This window comes from Opitutaceae bacterium (assembly GCA_015075305.1).
Classification (GTDB): domain Bacteria; phylum Verrucomicrobiota; class Verrucomicrobiia; order Opitutales; family Opitutaceae; genus UBA6669.
On record JABTUS010000004.1, the window covers coordinates 172,536 to 191,507 of the forward strand.

Genomic DNA, 18,972 nt, shown 5'->3' on the forward strand with positions numbered 1-18,972 from the left:
GGCGCCGGGACAGGAGTCCTGTTGCGTCCTTTCCGAATGCCTGGCTGGATGTTGCGCCATGAGATTCATGATGCTGAGAGGAAGCCTGATAGTCATCCTGATGCCGTGTGTGGCGGCAGTTGCGGCGGAGGGAGTGCGGTGGATTGAGATCAACGGGAGGGAAGGATGCCTTGAGCTGAGCAACGCGAGCACCCGCGTGGTGCTCGGGCCTCATCAAGGCGGACGCGTGCTCAGCTATCGCCTGAATGAACGCGAGGCGCTGCAGCAGGCTGCGCACGCCGTCGGGCGGCCTTCGATGCTTCCGGGCGGGCGCTTTGATGTCGGACCGGAGAATCTGGTGCCGCCGCATCCGGTGCTCTGGAGCGGACCATGGACCGCGGAGATCACGGGCGATCGCGCCGGGCGGCTGACCAGCGCGTTTGATTCAGCGACGGGGCTGCAGCTGGTGAGGGACTTTGTGCTGTCGGCCGAGGGATCGCGACTGCGCTGCACGCAGACGATGATCAACCGTGGGACGGTCGAGCGTGCGTACTGCCATTGGAGCCGCACCTTTGCCGCCCCAGGCGGAACGTGCATTGTGCCGCTGAATCCCGAGAGCCGTTATCCACTGGGCTACCTGGTCTTTTCAGGAAGAAGCACGATCGACTTCCGTCCGGAGCCGGATCCGGCGGTTCGAGTGCGGGACGGCCTGCTGCTGATCCGGGGGCAGCCTCGGTTCAACAAGTTCGCGGTCGACGCCAGCGAGGGATGGCTGGCCTATCTTCAGCCGGGAGGTCTCCTGTTTGCGAAGCGGTTTCCCATTCATGCGGATCGCGCATACGGCGAGATCGCGGGGAATTCGGTTTCGGTCTGGTGCGATGCCGCACGCGCCGTCGAACTCGAGCCTATTGGGCCGATGGAGCGCCTGACACCGGGCGGGCGCGCGAGTTTCACCGAGGAATGGTCATTGCACCAACTGCCGGAAGCATCCGGCGAAGATGCTGATTGGAATTCCGTGCGGGATCTGGTGTCATTGCTCCCGTCTGTCCCATGAAAATCACCCCATCAACCCGGCGACATTTTCTCAAGAGCTCGGGCGCCGCCGCCATTGCGGCCGGAGTTCAGATCCTGCCACGGCACCTGCTCGGTGGACCTGGACAAGTGCCGCCGAGCGAAGTCCTGAACATCGCGCTGATTGGCGCGGGTGGGCGAGGAATTCAGAATGCCGGTTTCCTACTGGCTGAGAAGGAAGCCAGGATTGTCGCGGTCGCGGATCCTGCGGAGCACTTCAGTCTCGAGGACAGGTATTACAAGGGGTTCGGTGGCCGCCGTGTGGCAAAGGCTCTCGTTGAAAAGCATGAGGCGGAGGCAGGCAGGAAGGCGCATTGCTCCGAGTACGTCGATTTTCGAGTGCTGCTCGAGCGCGAGCGCGGCATCGACGCCGTTGTGTGCTCGACCCCGGATCACCTGCATGCGCTGGTTTCAGTTCTGGCGATGCGCCTGGGCAAGCATGTCTATTGCGAGAAACCGCTGACGCACAATATCCGCGAGGCGAGGCTTGTGGCGCAGGTTGCCCGTGAAACGAAGGTGGCCACGCAGATGGGGAACCACGGCCACTCGACGGTGGGTATCCGGGAGACCGTCGAGCATCTGCGTGCGGGCACCATCGGCGCCGTGCGTGACGTGCAGGTGTGGTCGCCCGGAAGGCGGATCAATCCCGGTCTGGTTGCCGTGCCGACGGACTCACCATCCGTTCCCAGGGGACTCGATTGGGACCTGTGGCTGGGTCCGCGGGAGAAACGTCCGTACCATCCCGCCTATCACCCGATGGGATGGCGGGATTTCTGGGATTTTGGCGGTGCGGGGCTGGGTGACATGGGCTGCCATGACATGGACGCCCCCGCGTGGGGACTTGATCTCTATGAGCCAGTGGCGATCGAGGGCTTTGGGGCGGGGATCACGCAGGATGATGTTGTTCCCATGGCGTCGATGGTCTACTTCAGTTTTCCGGAGCGCCAGGGAAGACCGCCGGTGACGATGACCTGGCGGGACAACGGCCTGCGGCCGCCAGCCCAGTCTGGAGTCGACGGGTTTGTGCTGCCCCCGCGCGGCGTGCTGTTTCAGGGGGAGAAGGGCGTGATCGAATGTGATGGAGGAGGGGGGCCGCCCCGCATTTTTCCCCGCGAGCTCCGGATAAGCACACCGACTCCACCGCAGTTGATTCCGCGCGTTGAAGGCCATCACCGGGATTGGATCAATGCGTGCAAGGGAGGGGCTCCAGCGAGCAGTGCCTTCGAGCACGGTGCGCGCCTGACGGAACTGGTCCTCCTTGGAGTGCTCGCGGTGCGCTCGCGCAGGCGCGTCCTGTGGAACTCGGCGGAGATGAAGGCCCAGCCGGGCCTGGCCGGAGCGGATGAGATCATCAACGGCAGCTACCGCCGTGGATGGGAGGTTGTATGACTTGCAGAGTGGCTTGGGTGCTCTTCAGAACATGTAGTTTGCTGAAAGCGTCCACTCGCGCGGATCCATGAGTTTATAGCGGCGGACGTTGGTTCCCTGGTAGCGGAGGATCAGTGGATCGGTTTCGTCCAGAAGATTGCGCACATTCAGTTGCAGGCGAATCCTGTGATCTTTTCCAAAGCCCTTCATCTCGTAGCCCAGCATGGCGTCCGCGCGCCAGAAGGAATTGCCATAGATGAGCGAGGTGCCTTCCACACCGACGACATTTCGGCTTTGGTAGCGATAGCCCAGTCCGACGGACAATCCCTTGAGTGAGCCTTCACTGAAGCCGTACCGTGCGAAGATGCTTCCCTTGTACTTTCGGTTGCCGAATGCCGTCAGGCCTTCAAGTGCGGTGCTTTCGGAAAGCGTGTCCGTGATGTTCTCGATTTCGTTGGCGATGGTGACGTTCTCCCCGGTCAGGATGGACTGATCATACTTCTTCCAGAACGGCATGTTATTTTCAATGAAAGCCTTTAGTTCCGGACTGACGTTCTGCTCGGAGATGTCGGTGATGGAGAAGTTGGCAAGGAGACGCAGGTTCTTGGTGATGTTTCCCGTTACCTGGAATTCGTACCCGTCGGATACCATGTCGTAAACGGTGCTTGTCGCTCCATTTGTTGTGCGCCCAGGAGCGGACGCCTCCGCTTGGGTGATGTTTCCTGTGGAGACGAGAGCCTCCAGAATGCGGTCAACCGCGGTTCCGATGGCTTGGGTTCTCCGGGCTCCGTTCTGATTCTTTCCAGACGTTTCATAGTAGACCAGGCGAGAATAGATGCGGCCGCCCAGCAGGGAGAGTGCGAGACCGATGTCCTTGCCTTCGCCCTCCCGGTTTGGAGCCTTGAATCCTCCGAGGATTGTGGCACGCGGCGGTGGAAGTCCGATGTTGGTGGAGTAGTTGCCGAGGATTGAAATGGCCCGGGTGGCGTGAACAACTGCGCCCAGCGTCTTGGTGTTGCCGCGAAAATCGATCTTCTCGCCGTTATCATAGTCGGCAAACGGAAGTCCGGTGACCGGATCAGTGGTCTCCAGGGGATCGATTGTCTTGATGCGATCGGTCCGGTAGCCAGCATTGAGAACGAGACGGCGGTCAAAATACTTTGCCTGCACACCAGCCATGGCCGACTCCCGAGTTGTTCCGACGTCAGCGGGAGTCTGCCTTGTAAGCCAGGTTGAGGTAAGGCTGCGTTTGCTGATGGGATCGGTCCTGCCGACAATCGGGCCGTCGGAAAGATCGCTGTTGACGTAGTAGGTGTCCCAATCGCCCTCAGCGACGTAGTTGCGGCGGTAGACCAGATTCGCTCCGCTAATGGGGTTGGCATTGAATGGCGCTCCCTCCCAGAACTCGCCCAACTGATCGACCTTGTCATGGGTATCCTGGTATTCACCGAGGACGGCGGCACGATAATCTCCCCATTTTCCGGCGTCGAATCCCGTGGTGAAAGTTGCGCGTGCCGTGTCACTGCGTTGCTCGCTGATGGTGCGGAACCAGCCGGCCTCCAGGTAGAGTTTGCCGGCGTAGGGATTGCGGCTGCCGTCGGGAAGGAAGTTGTTGGGATCGCCCACGAGATTGCTGGAGCTCACGGTTGCATCGCGAGAGTCATTCTTGAGGTATTGGTGATTGTAGCCGAATTCCAGGGCGGTTCGCTTGCTGAAGCGGTGTTCGAGGAATGCGGAGTAGGTCTTGAAGTCGACGCTGCGCGTAGTGATGGGGCCGACAACGTTGATCGAGCGATCCGTCATCGCGGGGTCCTGCAGGATGGTGCTGCTGCCGGTGGTCGTCATGCGACCAGCCATGTTCATGAACTGATCCGTGTTGGAGATGTAGGTCACGCGGGCTGTATTGGGCAGACGCGATGTGCCGGTTGGAGCCTGCGCGTTCGCCACGGGTTTGTCTATGGTGGGGCGACCCGCCGCGATCCAGTTGTTCGATGCGTCGGTGAGGTTGAACGGTCGCGCCAGATTGGCCTTGATGGTGCCGATTTCACCCTCCGCCCGGAAGGATGTGTTTGGGCTGATATTCCACTTCAAGGCAAGGTGCGCCCGACGATCCAGGTCGAACATGAAGTTGCGATAGCTGTTCGTGCGGTCGTAGAGGGCGTTGAGGCGGAAGGACAGCTTGTTTCGGATGAGCGAGCGATTGATGTCGATTGTGCCGCGATAGGACTCATGCGAACCAACGCGCGGATTGATCACGGTGAAGTCCTTGTTGAGCATCGCCTGCTTCGTGTAGGTGTTGATCAGACCGCCCGACTGAGCGATTCCGAAGAGAATCGCGTTGGGGCCGCGCGCGTCCTCGATGCGGCCGACGTTGTAGGTGTCGGTTGGAAGATCGTACTCGAAGAAATTTCGGGCGCGCGTGGCGGGCAGGCCGCGCACTCGGTATTCCTGGAAGCCGGTGACAAGGACGTTGTTGTTCGGTGCCGCGGCGCTGGTCGCGTCATTGAGCTCGAGCACGGTGTTGTTGGCGTAGTCGAGCACGTCGGTGAGATTCGATGCGCCGAGGTCGGAAATGAACTCCTCGGTGAACACCGAAATGGAGGCGGCAATGTCCCCGAGGCTGGTGTTGAGGCGGCTGCCCGCGAGGGAGTTCGGCGCGAGGTAACCGACATCGCGATCCTCTTCGACGGTGAAGGGGCTGAGGCGGATCGCTTCCGCGTTTTCATCCTGAGCCGTTCGAGGGGTCTGAGAACGAACCAGCGTGGCGGTTGAGAGCAGCGCCGCGAAGGCACAGAGGAATGAATTCAGGGAGCGGTACGACATGAGGAGGGGGAATTGTTCGTCAGGGTGAGTCGTGCGGAGAGGCGGTCCGCTGGTGGAGCGCGCCCATACTATGCGCTGGGAAGGGAAATGTCTTTTCCCCTGATGGAAATTGACGTTTCCGCAATGGAACCGAACTGGGGCTCAGAGGTCGCCCTGCGGAGTCCTGGGCTCAGCAAAGCGGGCAAGCACGACGAAGCCTGGCCATTGCACCTCGATGCCATGATCCTTCGTCCTGCTTGTTACGACGAATTCGTTTTCGCCCGGGCGCACGGCTCCGACAGGCACGGTGAGTTCGTCGTAGCTCAGGTCGTGATTGCGGCCGATGTCAGCCACCATCACCGTTTCATTGATGCCGATCGTGTCGGCACCGTGGCCGTTCCAGGAGCAGAGAATGACGCGGACCTCGCGCAGAGTGGAAAGGTCGTCAGGGAAGCGCACCTTGCAGGACATCTTTCGTCCCGCACGCACATGCCACCGGGGTGGAATCGCGTAGGGTTCGAGCAGCAGGACGCGCTGGCCTTCGGGTGGATTCAGACTGTCGATTCTGATCGGAGCGGTGAGGTGGAGAAGACTGGTGGAGTCGGATATCCTCGCCATCACTTCGACTGGCGCTGGTTGAACAGGCAGCCAGCTTGTGTCCCAATGCACGGTCCATGGCGCGCGATCGGATCCTCCGAGATGACGGGCGAGCCCGCCGCGACGGAAATTGTAGTGCCAGTTCGAATACACTCCTTCCCCGCGCCAGTCGACTCCGCGATAGTGTCCGATGAAATCCACCCGGGCGACGGGCGGAGAGTCCTTTGCCGCCGTGAAGTTCAGTTGGACTCCAGCGGTGGAAGGATCCTGCGGCGCGCCGACTGAGATGCCTCCTGACGCATGAGGTTTCACGGCGTCATAGTAGATGCGGAGGATGGCTCCGTTGACCAGCGACTGTGGCCAGTTCGCGCCGAGTCCGAAGCCGGGCTTGCAGGTGAATTCCAGGGTGTTGTCGCCTTCGTGCAGGATGCTGATGGGCACCGCCACCGCGGGATAGCGCATGCTTTGCCATTGCTGGGGCGGACCCTCTGGGGCGCCGAGTTTTCCGGGGATGTTCGGAGATGGCGAAATCTCAATCCATTCACCGCCATTGATGCGGAAGGCGTGTCCGATCGTGCCCACATGGCACTGAAGCAACTCCAACTGGAGTTCGGCGCGCTCTGACCGGGCGAGGTCGCTCACCTCGAGGTGGTTGACCGGATTGGGCAGGAAGCGCATCGCCCGCTCGTTTTTTGTCTCGGGGCCGGTGATGCGCTGCCATCGGTTGCGCGCGCCCTTGCCCGTGGGCACCCAAGTAAACTCACGATAGGTATCGCCTGGCCCGGGATCGGCCAGCGCGATGGAGGCCAGTGCCAGGAGGGTGCAGGTCAGCTTTTTTGGGAGGGGCATGATCGTGTTATCGGGGAGGTGAATGCTCAGTGCGGGGCGATGGCGAGGTTCTCCAGCACCCAGACCGCGGAGTTGTTCCAGCCGATGCTGGCGATATCAAGGTCGCCATCGCCATCGAGATCGACGGCCAGTGTGCCGTCGTGGTGATCGATCTCATTCGCAGGTCCCCGATCAATGATGTGTTCCTTCCAGGTTCCGCCATTTCCGTCGGTATTCTCGAAGAGGATCACACGATTGACGTTGTCAGGGTTGCGATGCTCGCCGACCACGATGTCCAGATCGCCATCGGCATCGAAGTCCGCCACGTCCAGGCTGAAGCCTTGACCGGCGACGTTGCCGACCAGATGACGCGCCCAGGGCTTTGATGGATCTTCGGCAGGCTGTTCGAACCAGAAGATGCCCGTGCCATTTTCGAGGCCGACAACAGCGTCGAGCCGTCCGTCCCGATTGATGTCGGCGAGGCGGCTGCGGTCCGCTTTCACGTTCGGTCCGAAATCACCCACGGTGCCAAGTCGGTGCTGCGACCAGCTGTCATTGTCGTTTCTGAGCCACTGGGTGCCCAGCAGGATGTCCAGATCGGCATCGCCATCGATGTCGCCGACGGTGAGCTGCTCATTGAGCGATTCCTCCGACAGCTTGGACAGTTTCCATGCCGAGTCGGGCTCCGTGGTTGGAAAGGAAAATGCGTCGATCTGTTTTCCACGGTGCCAGGAAAGGACGGCGGATGTCTGGCGGCTGGTAAGACGCGCGGCGACTGCGCCCTGGAGGAAATCCCCGCTGCCAGCCGGAAGATCGGTGCGCAGCGTGAAGCGGCCGGTGCCATCATTGATGGCCAGGACAAGTTGCGCGCCCTTGAAGAAACCTGTTGTGCCGAGAAGATCGATGTCGCCGTCCCCGTCGAAATCATAGGCGACGGCGAAGTTGCCGAATCCCTTGCCAATGTCATGCCGTTGCCACTCCGCATTGAGCCGGCCGGGATTGCGGTGCCAGGCCGGGCCGGTGATGAGGTCGGGATGGCCGTCTCCATCGAGGTCGGCCGAATCGAGGAGAATACGCCGGGCCCGCTGTGCGGGAGGCAGCGGGCTGTCGAACGGAGTGAGCGGTCCGTCAATGAGATGCCGGCGCCAGCGATCCAGAGGGAGTGGTGTGGTTTGGGTCCCCTGATTGAGCCAGATTGTGAGCCGGGGCACGTGGTGGCGGAACGGCTTGCCGAGGATGTCCAGCCTGCCGTCGCCATTCAGATCCGCGAGCCGGCCTTCATGAACGCCCTGGCCGACGGAGACCGTTTGTTTGGTGAAATTTCCCTTTCCGTCGCCATAGAACACCAGCACGCGGGAATGTTCGTTGTTTCCGCGGTCAAGCGTCCATTGGCCCATTTCACCCGTCATGATGTCGAGATGGCCGTCGCCATTGATGTCTCCCGCCTCGAGCGTGTGGCTGTGGATCATGTGCGGTTCGAGGAGATGGGGCTTCCAGCGTCCGCTCTCCCATTGGTACCACTTGAGCGGGCCATCATCATCGCCGGGTCCAAAGACGAGTTCGGGTCTCCCGCCTTCGACGAACTGCCCGGCGACGGCGCGTGTGAAGGTCATCGATTCATCGACAACCTCCTCCGTGAAGCGGCCGGCGCCCGCATGGCGGAACCAGCGTCCGGCACCGACGATGTCCATTATGCCGTCACCATCGACATCGATGGCCGCGAGGCCCTCGTGCTGGGCGGAACCTTTCCATTGATAGATTGAAGTGACGGGCCAGGGCGAAGTCGTCCTGGGATTGACGGGCATCACGAAACGAAGCAACTGGTGTCCGTTCTGGTTCCATGCGACGAGTTCGGCGCGTCCGTCGCCGTCAAAATCTCCAAAAATCATGTCATGGTGCTTGGTCGGTTTTTCGGACTTGATTGTGTGGCGTGTCCATCGGCCGGTGCCCGGGTGCGGATTCTCCCACCACCAGATGTTGCCATTGGAATTGTCGCCTCCAAAAACGATGTCGGGATCGCCGTCGCCATCGATGTCGTGAACGGCTCCGCCGGCCTCGATCCGCAGTGAGTCGGGCTCGATGACCTCGGGAGTCCAGCGGCCCGCCTGGTAGCGCCAGAGTGTGATGGCGGGTGGGCCCTTTCTGCCCGCGATGACGAAGTCGTTGTCGCCATCCCCATCCACGTCGAGGACAAGGGCGGCGGTCGGCTCCGCCAGCGTGGCCGCGGGTGCGGGGAGAATGCCGGACGACGAACTGTCGATGCGGCGCCAGAGGGCGGGGCTTGTTGCCGCGGAGGCCATCGGCAGTGCAGCCAAAACAAGCGTCGTGAGGAGAACGTCCAAGCAGATGTATTTTCGGGTAGCCATGTCTGGGAGCAGCAAAAGGGAATCGGGCGGATCAGTTTTCCTGGGAAAGCGGAAGGATGGTGACGTCTCCGAAGGTGACATCGAGCTTGTGGGCGAGCAGGGCGACGCCTCCCTTGCGCAGAGCGGTCGCGCTGGTCTGGATCTGCTCCCACGTCCAGGCATCAGGCTCGGGAGTTGCCGCCGGCCAGACCTTGAAGCGATAGCGGGTGACGCCGCGGGCGTTGGCGTCGTCGGGGAGGGTCTGGCATGTCATGCGCACCGCGTGGAGTGTGCCCGGAGAAAATGCCACATGACCAAGGTCGATCCGGCGACCTTCGCTTCCGGGAAAGAACTGGGCCTGTGGCACGAGCGGTGAGGATCTTGATTCCCATCGAAGCCATCCAATGGCGCCGAACGGCAGATAACCCCATTTGGGTTGACCGGACGGAAAATGCCTTGGACCCCCGACAATATGCCCGGTGAATCGTGGAATCAGCCCCACCCCGGGACTCAGGGAGACGTCCGGGGATCCATGCACCCGGATCGAAGTGCGGACATCATAATCGCGCCAGCTTGTTTCACCGATGAGAAAGATGCGATCATAGCCGATGATGGTGGTGCGCAGGCCATCCGGCGTCAGGTGCCATCGTCCGTCGACGCATTGACCAACGTCCTGGAGATTGGAGACGGTGGACCAGCGGATCGTGCAGGGCAGTGTGCTGCGGCCGGATTCCCGGACGATCGTGATTGTGCGGGAGGCGGTGTGGCCGTCGCGCCAGCGCGCGTTCAGCTTCACGCTGTTTTCGCCCATGCGGAGGCGTCCGATGGGAATATCGGCATTGAAATCACCGTCAGCGGCCAGCCTTCTGTAGGCGCGGAAGCTCAGCGGCACTTCAGGCTGTTCATTGAGGGACCAGCCCAGGGTGTCCAATTCGCTCCAGGATTCGATATGCCCGAGCAGGTTGAAGTCATCCTGCGCGATTCCGAGATGTCCGATGCGCTGCCGATCCCCGTACCAGACGTCTATCGGGCCGGCGGATTCCGCAGGGGACCCCGGCGCGAAGGGCGCGGACAAGGTCAGAACCGCCAGCATCGCCAGCCATTGAGCGGACGAACCGTTCCGATGAAGGCCGCTGATGCCTGGCGGGATCCGGTTCATGCGACGGCGCGAGATTGAAACAGAGCCAGCGACTCGGTGACGACGTTGCGCGCGCGGAGTCCGTAGAGGTCGAGCAATTCATTGCCATGGCCCGACTGTCCGAAAACATCACGCACGCCGACGCGCCTCAGTGGCGATGGGTGGGTTTCGGCGAGGAATCCGGCGACGGCCTCGCCGAGACCGCCGATGATGGAATGTTCCTCGACTGTGACAAATCCGCGGGTTTCATGTGCCGCGCCCAGGAGCGCTTCGGTGTCGAGCGGCTTGACGGTCGGAAAATGGAGCACGCGCGCGTGGCAGCCGTAACCTTCGAGTTCGCGCGCGGCGACCAGGCATTCGTGCGCCATGATGCCGGTGGAGCAGAGCGTGATATCGCCGCCCTCGCGAAGAACCTTTGCGCGTCCAATGGCAAATTCTCCGTGCAATTCGGGAACGATCGGGTAGGAGTCGCGTCCGAGCCGCAGGTAGATCGGACCGGTGTGCCGTGCGGCGGCGAGCGTGGCCTGCCGCGCCTCCTCGTAGTCGCCGGGAACAAGCACCGTCATGTTGGGAAGCGCGCGGGCCATGGCGATGTCCTCGCAGGCCTGGTGGGAGGCGCCGTCCCCGCCGGTGCTGATGCCGCCGTGCGTGCCGACGACCCTGACATTGAGATTCGGGTAGGCGATCGCGTTGCGGAACTGGTCCGCCGCGCGGGTTGTCGCGAATATCGCGAAGGTCGTGGCGAAGGGAAGAAAGCCTTCGAGGGCAAGACCGGCGGCGACACAGAGGAGATTCTGCTCCTGCGTGCCGCAATTGAAGAAGCGGTCCGGGTACCGCTGTTCGAAATCGCAGGTCCTCGTGGCCTTTGCGACATCGGCATCGAGGACAACGATCTCGGGGCGGGAGGCGCCGAGTTCAATCAGTGCGTCTGCGTATCCCTGGCGGGTTTGCTGGCGTGACGGCATGGCGGAGGCGAAATGGATTGTTCAGGCTTCGGATTCCGCGCGTTCGAGTTCAGCCGAGGCTTGGGCGAACTGATCGGCGTTCGGCGGGTTGCCGTGCCATTCGGCGACGTTCTCCATGAAGGAGACGCCGCGCCCCTTGATGGTGTTGGCGATGATCATGGTCGGCCGCCCGTTGGTGGACCGAGCCTGGGCAACCGCATTGTCGATCTGGTCGAAGTCGTGGCCGTTGATGACCTTGACGTTCCAGCCGAAGGCGCGCCACTTGTCAGGCAGGGGGTCCAGCGGCATGACCGATTCGGTCGAACCGTCGGTCTGAAGGCGGTTGCGATCGATGAAGGCGATGAGCCGTGAAAGGCGGTACTTGTGCGCAAAGAGCGCGGCCTCCCAGATCTGCCCCTCCTGCTGTTCACCGTCACCGCACAGCACGAAAATGTTGTGCGGCGAGTCTCTCAGTTTTCCGGCCAGTGCCAGGCCGCAGGCGGTGGAAAGGCCGAGTCCGAGCGTGCCTGTCGATGCATCCACACCGGGTGTCTTCGGCTGGTAGGGATGCCCCTGCAGGTGCGATCCCGGGCGGCGGAAGGCTGCCAGGTCGCTGCGCGGAAAATAGCCGCACCCGGCGAGGGTGGCGTAGAGTACGGGCGTGCAATGGCCCTTGGACAGGACAAAGCGGTCGCGCCCGGCCCAATGCGGATCACTGGGATTGTGCCGCATGAGATGATGGTAGAGGGCAACGACGATCTCGGTTGCGCTCAGGCTGCCACCAATGTGACCGGAACGGGCTTGATAGACCATATTGACGACGTCCCGGCGGACCTCGCGCGCGCAGGCCTGCAACTGTCTGCGCTGGGATGCCTCAACCATGGTGCAGCCTCCTCAGGAAACCGGGAATGCGCAGCCTGTGTGGTCGTTTTCTGGAAGGGATGAACGGTTCGAGGACAGGCCGACAGACTTCAACTCGGCGCGGGATGGCGGTCATGCGTCTGAGAGTGTCGGAATCGCGTGGATGCGTCTTTAGGCGGCGCGGAAAAACCTCAGGCCTTTATGGAACGGCTGAAGGGATTCATCCGCCAGACGGAAGGGGCCACGCCGGCGTAGCGGTGGAACATGCGGTTGAAGTTGTGCTGCTCGACGTAACCCACGCGGATCGCGATCTCCTTGATGCTCAGCGAGGATTCGAGCAGGAGCGTTTTTGCGTGCTCCATGCGCAGGCGCTGCAGCATTTCGCGGGGGGAATGGCCGAATGTCTTGCGGAAGGCGTGGCGGACGGAGTCGTAGTTTGGAGTTGAATACAGATCCTTCAGTTCGTCGTTGGGCTTGCTGACGGCTTCATTCACGCGATGCCAGAGGCGGATGACCTCCGGACGCGTCTGTGAGGGAAGCACGGTCGTGGTGTCGGCAAGGCGTCCCGCCCACCGGGCCACCGAGATGAGCAGCAGCTGCAGCCAGGCCGATATCGAAGCGTGGCGGTGGACGCGCTCCGCGGACTGCTCGTTGAGCATCTGGAGAAAGAACCACTGGAAGGTTTCGCGCTGTTCCGCAGTCAGCGTCCAGACGCGCCGCGCGGGATCAGGCGCATTGAGCGGGGCGAGTGCCGGGTACACATCGGCGTCCGCCTTGAAGTGCAGCACCCAGAAACGCGGGTGCTGCTGCGGGGAAACCCAGGCGCCGTGGCGCTCGCCCGCATGGTAGTGCAGGAGCGTGCCGTTGCCGGCGTGCAGCCAGCCGGGCGGATACCCGATCAGGCAGGAGTCGTCGGTCACGAGCGTGAACTCCTCGAAGGCGTGGGAATGCCAGTCGTAGGTGGAGCTCGTCGAGGCTGACAGCGTGCGAAGGGAGATCAGTTGAGGAAGCATGGGGCCTTTCGTGTGTGCTCCCGTCCTGGAATTGAAACGGGATCGGCGTATCGTGCGGGAGGATTTGGGTCGAAGGCCTCCCGGCTGCGAACGGGCGGTGGAGGCGGCTGAAGTGAATGACATGTCAGGCGTCGGCGGTAAAGCATGCGGGTGCTTCGTTTCCACTGGCGCATGGGCATTTTCCGCGTTCGCCAAAGACGATGGGGGTTTGGAAAGACTAGATTGAGTCGCATGAGATGCGATGAGGTACCCTTGAAATGCCGTGGCGTTCTATTGAATCGGAGCGTGGTGTGGCGAACCGGATGCCATGCGATCCTTGCCATGCTGCTGGTGAGCGTCGGTTTTGCGGATGCCGCGCTTCGGGGGAATCGTCCGCCAAACCTGCTGATCCTGCTGGCTGACGACATGGGCTACGGTGACGTTGGCTATCAGGGCTGCCGAGACTTTCCCACCCCGAACATCGACGCCCTTGCGGCACGCGGCGTGCGGTTCACCGACGCCTATGCGACGGCGCCCGTGTGCTCGCCGAGCCGGGCCGGCCTGCTGACCGGGCGCTATCAGGAGCGGTTCGGACACGAGTTCAATCCCAGGCGCGAGCAAGGGCTTCCGCTTGGGGAAAAGTTGATCTCGGACCGCCTGCGCGCGGCGGGATACGCCACGGGCCTGATCGGAAAATGGCATCTGGGCTCCATGCCTGAACAGAGGCCGCTGGCACGCGGCTTCGATGAGTTCTTTGGATTTCTTGAAGGTCACAGCGTGTATTTTGACGCCACGGTGCTGCGCGGGAATGAACCCGTGAAGGAGTCGGAGTACCTGACGGATGCGTTTGCGCGGGAGGCATGCTCCTTCATCGAGCGCCAAAGTGGGATGCCCTGGTTTCTTCTGGTCTCCTTCAATGCCGTGCACGATCCGATGCAGGGCACGAAGGAGCGCATGGCGCGATTTCCGAACATTGAGGATCGCGACAGGCGCACCTATGCTGCGATGGTGGTCGCGATGGACGAAGCGGTCGGAGCCGTCCTGAAGACGCTGGAAAAATCGGGACAGGCGGCGGACACCTTTGTGGTTTTCGCCAACGACAATGGAGGGCCGACGCTTCCCGGTACGACGCGGAATGCCTCGAGCAACGCTCCCTTGCGCGGATCCAAACGCACGCTGTTGGAAGGCGGGATCCGGGTGCCGCTGATTCTGGCGTGGCCCGGACGCCTGACCGCGGCAACGTATTCGTTTCCCGTGATGCTTGCGGATGTCACGGCTTCGCTTCTGAAACTGGCGCAAGTCCCGTCGCCCGGACCCGCGCTGGCCGACGGTGTTGATCTGCTTCCCTACATCAACGGAAAGCGGAGGGATGCGCCGCACCAAGTCCTTTACTGGCGCTATGGAAAGCAGGGGGCGATCCGGAAGGGCGACTACAAGCTGGTTCGTTACGACAGCAACGCGGATACGAGGCTGGGGCCGATTCAACCGCCCACGGAGTTCAAGCTATACAACCTGAAGGCCGACATCGGCGAGACGCGGGATTTGATCAAAGAGCAACCCGAGCGCGCGGCGGCGCTGAAGGCCGAATGGGATGCGTGGGATGGAACCCTGGCGCAGCCACTCTGGCGAAACGCGCGGGATAGGAATTGACCCGGTCGAAGGGCGGCTGCCGGGATCCCGGCCAGCCGGCGCGAATCGCGTGAAATCAGTTCGGGGGCGGAGGAAGATCCATCCATGCGGCGCCCGCGTTGGAGGAGCTCACCGCCGTTTCAATGAACTCCATTCCACGAAGGCCGTCGTGAACATTGGGAAACGCGTAGTCGGACATCCTCAGCGGTTTTCCCGCAGCATGGGCGCGCACGGCCTGGGCGAAGCCTGAATAGATCGTGGCAAACGCCTCCAGGTATCCCTCAGGATGTCCGGGGGGAACGCGGGTGACTTTTTTGGCTGCGTTGGACAAATACCCGCTGCCGCGTGTGAGCGTGCGTCTTTCGCGCCCGTATTCGAGGACCTCGAGCGAGTTGGGATTCTCCTGCGACCACTTGATGGCGCCGCGTTCCGCATAGACGCGGAGGGTCAGCGCGTTTTCCTCACCGGTTGCCACCTGGCTGATGGTGAGCACTCCTTTGCCCCCGTCGCGCAGGCGAAGAAGAATGTTTGCGTCCTCGTCGAGCGTGCGACCCGGCATGAACGTGCTCTTGTCGGCGCAGATCGCGCGGACCTCGGGTCCGATGACAAACTCGAGCAGGTTGAAGGCGTGGCAGCCGACGTCGGCGAGTGTGCCGCCCAGTCCCGATTGCGCGGGGTCGACGCGCCAGGAGGCCTGCTTGTGTCCCTCCTTCTCGTGCGCGTGCACGAGGAAATCCTGCAGGTACTCGACGATGACCTTGCGCACCTGCCCCATGGAGCCGTTGCGGAAAAGTTCGCGCGCGTGCCGGATGAGCGCGTGGCCGGTGTAGTTGTGCGTGAGAGCGAACACCAGGCCGCTGCGCTCGACAGCCGCGACGAGCTCCCGGGCTTCGCGGATATCGAGTGTCATCGGTTTGTCGCACACGATGTGGAAACCGTGTTTAAGAAACTTCAGGGCGACGGGCAGGTGCAGGTGGTTGGGCGTGACGATTGCGACAAAATCAATGCGTTGGTCGTCGGGCAGGGCGGCCTCGCGCTCTGCCATCTCTTCGAACGACGCATAGCAGCGATCGGGATCAAGGTTGAGCAGGCGTCCCGTTGCAGCGGTGTTTGATGGATCGCGCGAGAAGCATCCCGCGACAAGTTCGATCTGCTGATCGAGCGCGGCTGCCATGCGATGAACGCCGCCGATAAAGGCGCCGGCTCCGCCGCCAACCATGCCCATGCGAAGTTTGCGTTGGGTCGGATGGATGGTTGCCGGGGAAGCAGTGGTGTCGATGGAAGCCATGTCGGTGAAATCAGTTGAGTCCAAGCAGGCGCCGGTTGACGGCGGTGTCGCTACCGCTGCCGGCGAAATCGTCGAAGGCCACCGTCGTGGCCTCGAGCAGGTGGCGCGTGATGAAGTGCGCGCCTTCGCGCGCACCCTGACCGGGTGACTTGACGCAGCACTCCCACTCCATGACGGCCCAGCCGCGATAGCCGGCCTCTGTGAGCAGAGTGAACACGCGGCGGAAATCAATCTGTCCGTCGCCGGGCGAGCGGAAGCGTCCGGGACGTGTCGCCCAGGATTGATAGCCGCCGTAGACGCCGCCGCGGCCGTCGGGGCGGAACTCGGCGTCCTTCACATGGAATCCCGCGATGCGCGCGCCGTAATGGCGGATGAACGCCGCGTAGTCGAGCTGCTGCAGGAGCAGGTGACTGGGGTCATAGTTCAGGCCGGCCGCCGGATGGTTTTCGACCTCTTGAAGGAACCGCTCGAATGTGTGGCCATCGAAGAGATCGGATCCCGGATGAAGCTCGTAGGCGATGGTCACGCCGAGTTCACCGGCGAGATCGAGGATCGGGCGCCAGCGCCGCGCGAGTTCGGCAAAGGCGTCGTCGATCAATCCCGGAGGACGCTGGGGCCAGGGGTAGGCGAGGTGCCAGGCGAATCCGCCGGAAAGAACCGGCACGCATCGTGTGCCGAGTCGGGCGGCGGCCCGCACGGTTTGCAGGAGCTGTCCGGTTGCCCATGCGACGCGGGCCTTGTCGTCCAGGCCCGCCGGAAAAAAGGCGCGAAAGGCCTCGGTGTAGGCGGGGTGCAGCGCCAGCACCTGACCGGCGAGGGCGGCGTTCAATTCCGTCAGCTCGACGCCGCACGCCGCGAGACGCGCCGTCCAGTCGTCGCAGTAGGACGATGACTCGGCGGCCTGGGTTAGGTTGATGAGGCGCGGATCCTCCCATGCGGGAACCTGCACGCCGGTGTATCCAAGCGAGGCGGCCCACCGGCAGATGCCGTCGAGTGTGTTGAAGGGCGCCGTGTTGCTGAGGAACTGTGCGAGGCAAAGGCCGGGGCCTTGGATGGAGGATTTGTTCATGTCGGGCGGATCAGGAATGAAATGATCGATTGCCTGGCGGGTGCGGCGGCGCCTCGCAGTATCGGTCAATCTGAGTGAACTGGAAATCAGCGGTTCCTGCGCGCGGCCCGCTTGAGATTGGAAAGCGGCACGCACCCCTGGACGGACCAGCCGCCATCGACATAAAAAGTCTGTCCGGTGACGTAGGAGGATTCTGACGATGCGAGAAACACGGCGGGGCCGATCATCTCTTCGGGTTCGGCGGTGCGGCCCAGAGGCACCACGCCGCCCCAGACCTCGCGATAGTCGGGGTCGTCCGCAAGGTTGCGGTCGACATTGACCGGTCCCGGCGCGAAGGTGTTGACGCGAATGTGAAGCGGGGCGAGTTCGATGGCGAGCTGTCGGGTGAGACCGTGGAGACCCGCCTTGCTGGTGCCGTAGGCGGCGAGGTTTTTCACGCCGAGGGCGGCGCAGTTGGTGGAGAGATTGATGATGGAGCCGGGCGTCTTGGTTTCGCGCATCCATCGGGCGGCGGCGAGCGCGCAGAAAAAGGATCCCTTCAGGTTGGTGTCGAGAACCTGGTCCCACTTCTCCTCCGTCGTGGATAGCAGTTCCGACCAGCCCGTGATGGCGGCGTTGTTTATCAGCACGTCGAGCCGGGAAAATGTCCGGCGTGCGCGTGCGAACATGCGTTCTATCTGCGGCACGCGGGAGATGTCCGCCCGCACAATCAGAGCCTTGCGACCGAGGTCCGCGACCTCGGCGGCGCAGGCCTCGGCACCCGCGCGATCCTGATGGTAGTTGATGATGATGTTGGCGCCCTCGCGCGCGCAGCCGACGGCGAGAGCCCGGCCGATGCCCTTGCTGGCGCCGGTGATGAGGATGTTTTTTTCGACGAGTCTCATTCAGGAATTGGGGAGGAGAAGAACCTTGAGGGCTTCCTTGCGTTCGAAAAGCTCGAAACCCTCCCGCCAGCGCGTCAATGGCAGACGATGCGTGACGATCCGGCTCGGTCGAAGTCCGTCGGCGATCAACTGCATCGTGCGCTCCCAAGTGCGCACGGTGTAGCCGACCGATCCGCTCACCTTCAACTGACGGAAGCCGACAAGGTCGAAGGGCAGCGTTATGTCGCGGCCGAAGTGTCCCACCTGCGTGTAACCGCCGCCGGGGCGCAGCGACTCGAGGCAGGCGCGCGCCGAGGCGGCGACTCCGGCGACCTCGAAGGCAAGGTCGACACCGCGTCCCTGGGTGGACTCGCGAACTGCATCGGCGAGATTCTCATTTTGGACATCGACGATCCGGGCCGCGCCGAGTTTCTGCGCAAGCTGAAGCCGATGGGTGTCGGCCGTGGTTCCGGCGACGAGGGTCCGCACGCCAGCGTGCACCAGCACGAGCAAACACAACACGCCGATGGGGCCCGGGCCGGAGACGAGTGCGGTGAATCCGGGCTGGATCTCCGAGCGTTCGAGCACCGCGTGCACCGCGGCGGCCAGCGGTTCGACCAGGGCACCCTCCTCGTCGGGCAGATTGTCGCCGAGACGAAAGAGCTGGTCCGGGCGAACGCAGGCGTAGCGCGCGAAAGCGCCATTGACACCGTGCCCCATGCCGCGCCGGTCCGGGCAGAGCATGAATTCGCCGCTTCGGCAGTGCTCGCATTTTCCGCAGGTGAAAGCAGTGGCGCCGAGTACTGCGTAGCGTGCCGTTGGTGAGGTTGTGCCGCGGACGTTGCCACCCTCCTCGACAACCTTGCCGACGAATTCATGGCCGAGAATGACAGGAGGAAAGTTTCTGAACGTGTCGTGAAGCACATGCAGGTCGGTCCCGCAAATGCCGCAGTGGGAGATTTCCAGCTTCACCTCGTTGGGGCGAGGATCGGGTTCGGGAACATCGCGCAACTCCACGTGTCCGGGACCAGACTGGGTCTTTACGACGGCTATCATGGGAATCGGGATTGAGTTGGGTTGTGCGTATTGGATGAGCGGTCAGTGACCCCTGTGCATGCGGGCCATGCTGGTTCTCCTGATACGATACTCGGTTGCCTATCGTTGGTCTTTGGCAATCGCGGAAAGTCGTTTCGCAGCA

General features: G+C 62.5%; 14 protein-coding genes. 3 read left to right on the top strand and 11 right to left on the bottom strand.

Features of this window, described 5'->3' with window-relative positions; all coding sequences use genetic code 11:
• Positions 1 to 67 precede the first annotated feature (67 nt).
• On the top strand, positions 68 to 1,033 hold the full coding sequence (locus HS122_09520; protein MBE7538636.1) for a hypothetical protein: 966 nt from the start codon (positions 68 to 70) through the stop codon (positions 1,031 to 1,033).
• A 2-nt stretch (positions 1,034 to 1,035) separates the two neighbouring features.
• On the top strand, positions 1,036 to 2,439 hold the full coding sequence (locus HS122_09525) for a Gfo/Idh/MocA family oxidoreductase (GenBank protein MBE7538637.1): 1,404 nt from the start codon (positions 1,036 to 1,038) through the stop codon (positions 2,437 to 2,439).
• 24 nt (positions 2,440 to 2,463) lie between these two features.
• Here the strand turns inward: HS122_09525 and HS122_09530 are convergent, their stop codons facing one another.
• The 7 genes from HS122_09530 to HS122_09560 all read right to left on the bottom strand — a co-directional run bounded on the left by HS122_09530 (position 2,464) and on the right by HS122_09560 (position 12,946).
• Positions 2,464 to 5,241, bottom strand: a complete 2,778-nt coding sequence (locus tag HS122_09530) for a hypothetical protein (GenBank protein ID MBE7538638.1) — start codon at positions 5,239 to 5,241, stop codon at positions 2,464 to 2,466.
• 141 nt (positions 5,242 to 5,382) lie between these two features.
• The gene (locus tag HS122_09535; protein ID MBE7538639.1) at positions 5,383 to 6,666 is read right to left on the bottom strand and encodes a hypothetical protein; all 1,284 of its coding nucleotides are present in this window, start codon (positions 6,664 to 6,666) and stop codon (positions 5,383 to 5,385) included.
• A 26-nt stretch (positions 6,667 to 6,692) separates the two neighbouring features.
• The gene (locus tag HS122_09540) at positions 6,693 to 9,011 is read right to left on the bottom strand and encodes a VCBS repeat-containing protein (GenBank protein MBE7538640.1); all 2,319 of its coding nucleotides are present in this window, start codon (positions 9,009 to 9,011) and stop codon (positions 6,693 to 6,695) included.
• 31 nt (positions 9,012 to 9,042) lie between these two features.
• Complete coding sequence (locus HS122_09545; GenBank protein MBE7538641.1) at positions 9,043 to 10,149, bottom strand: hypothetical protein; 1,107 nt, start codon at positions 10,147 to 10,149, stop codon at positions 9,043 to 9,045.
• A complete protein-coding gene (locus HS122_09550; protein MBE7538642.1) occupies positions 10,146 to 11,093 on the bottom strand; it encodes a transketolase family protein in 948 nt (315 codons plus the stop codon). Before HS122_09550 ends, HS122_09545 begins: the two co-directional genes overlap by 4 nt.
• 21 nt (positions 11,094 to 11,114) lie before the next feature.
• Positions 11,115 to 11,954, bottom strand: coding sequence for a transketolase (locus HS122_09555; protein MBE7538643.1), 840 nt, complete (start codon positions 11,952 to 11,954; stop codon positions 11,115 to 11,117).
• Positions 11,955 to 12,124: 170 nt separating this feature from the next.
• A complete protein-coding gene (locus tag HS122_09560; GenBank protein MBE7538644.1) occupies positions 12,125 to 12,946 on the bottom strand; it encodes a helix-turn-helix transcriptional regulator in 822 nt (273 codons plus the stop codon).
• A gap of 231 nt (positions 12,947 to 13,177) precedes the next feature.
• On the opposite strand from HS122_09560, the gene HS122_09565 reads away from it, so the two are divergent.
• On the top strand, positions 13,178 to 14,575 hold the full coding sequence (locus HS122_09565) for a sulfatase-like hydrolase/transferase (protein MBE7538645.1): 1,398 nt from the start codon (positions 13,178 to 13,180) through the stop codon (positions 14,573 to 14,575).
• A gap of 55 nt (positions 14,576 to 14,630) precedes the next feature.
• Here the strand turns inward: HS122_09565 and HS122_09570 are convergent, their stop codons facing one another.
• From HS122_09570 to HS122_09585, 4 genes are all read right to left on the bottom strand, one after another.
• Positions 14,631 to 15,779, bottom strand: a complete 1,149-nt coding sequence (locus HS122_09570) for a Gfo/Idh/MocA family oxidoreductase (protein MBE7538646.1) — start codon at positions 15,777 to 15,779, stop codon at positions 14,631 to 14,633.
• Positions 15,780 to 15,852: 73 nt separating this feature from the next.
• The gene (locus HS122_09575) at positions 15,853 to 16,911 is read right to left on the bottom strand and encodes a sugar phosphate isomerase/epimerase (protein MBE7538647.1); all 1,059 of its coding nucleotides are present in this window, start codon (positions 16,909 to 16,911) and stop codon (positions 15,853 to 15,855) included.
• Between the two features lie 86 nt (positions 16,912 to 16,997).
• Positions 16,998 to 17,795 (bottom strand): 3-oxoacyl-ACP reductase FabG, encoded by a 798-nt coding sequence (locus HS122_09580; GenBank protein MBE7538648.1) that lies wholly within the window; start codon positions 17,793 to 17,795, stop codon positions 16,998 to 17,000.
• A complete protein-coding gene (locus HS122_09585; GenBank protein MBE7538649.1) occupies positions 17,796 to 18,830 on the bottom strand; it encodes an alcohol dehydrogenase catalytic domain-containing protein in 1,035 nt (344 codons plus the stop codon).
• Positions 18,831 to 18,972 lie beyond the last annotated feature (142 nt).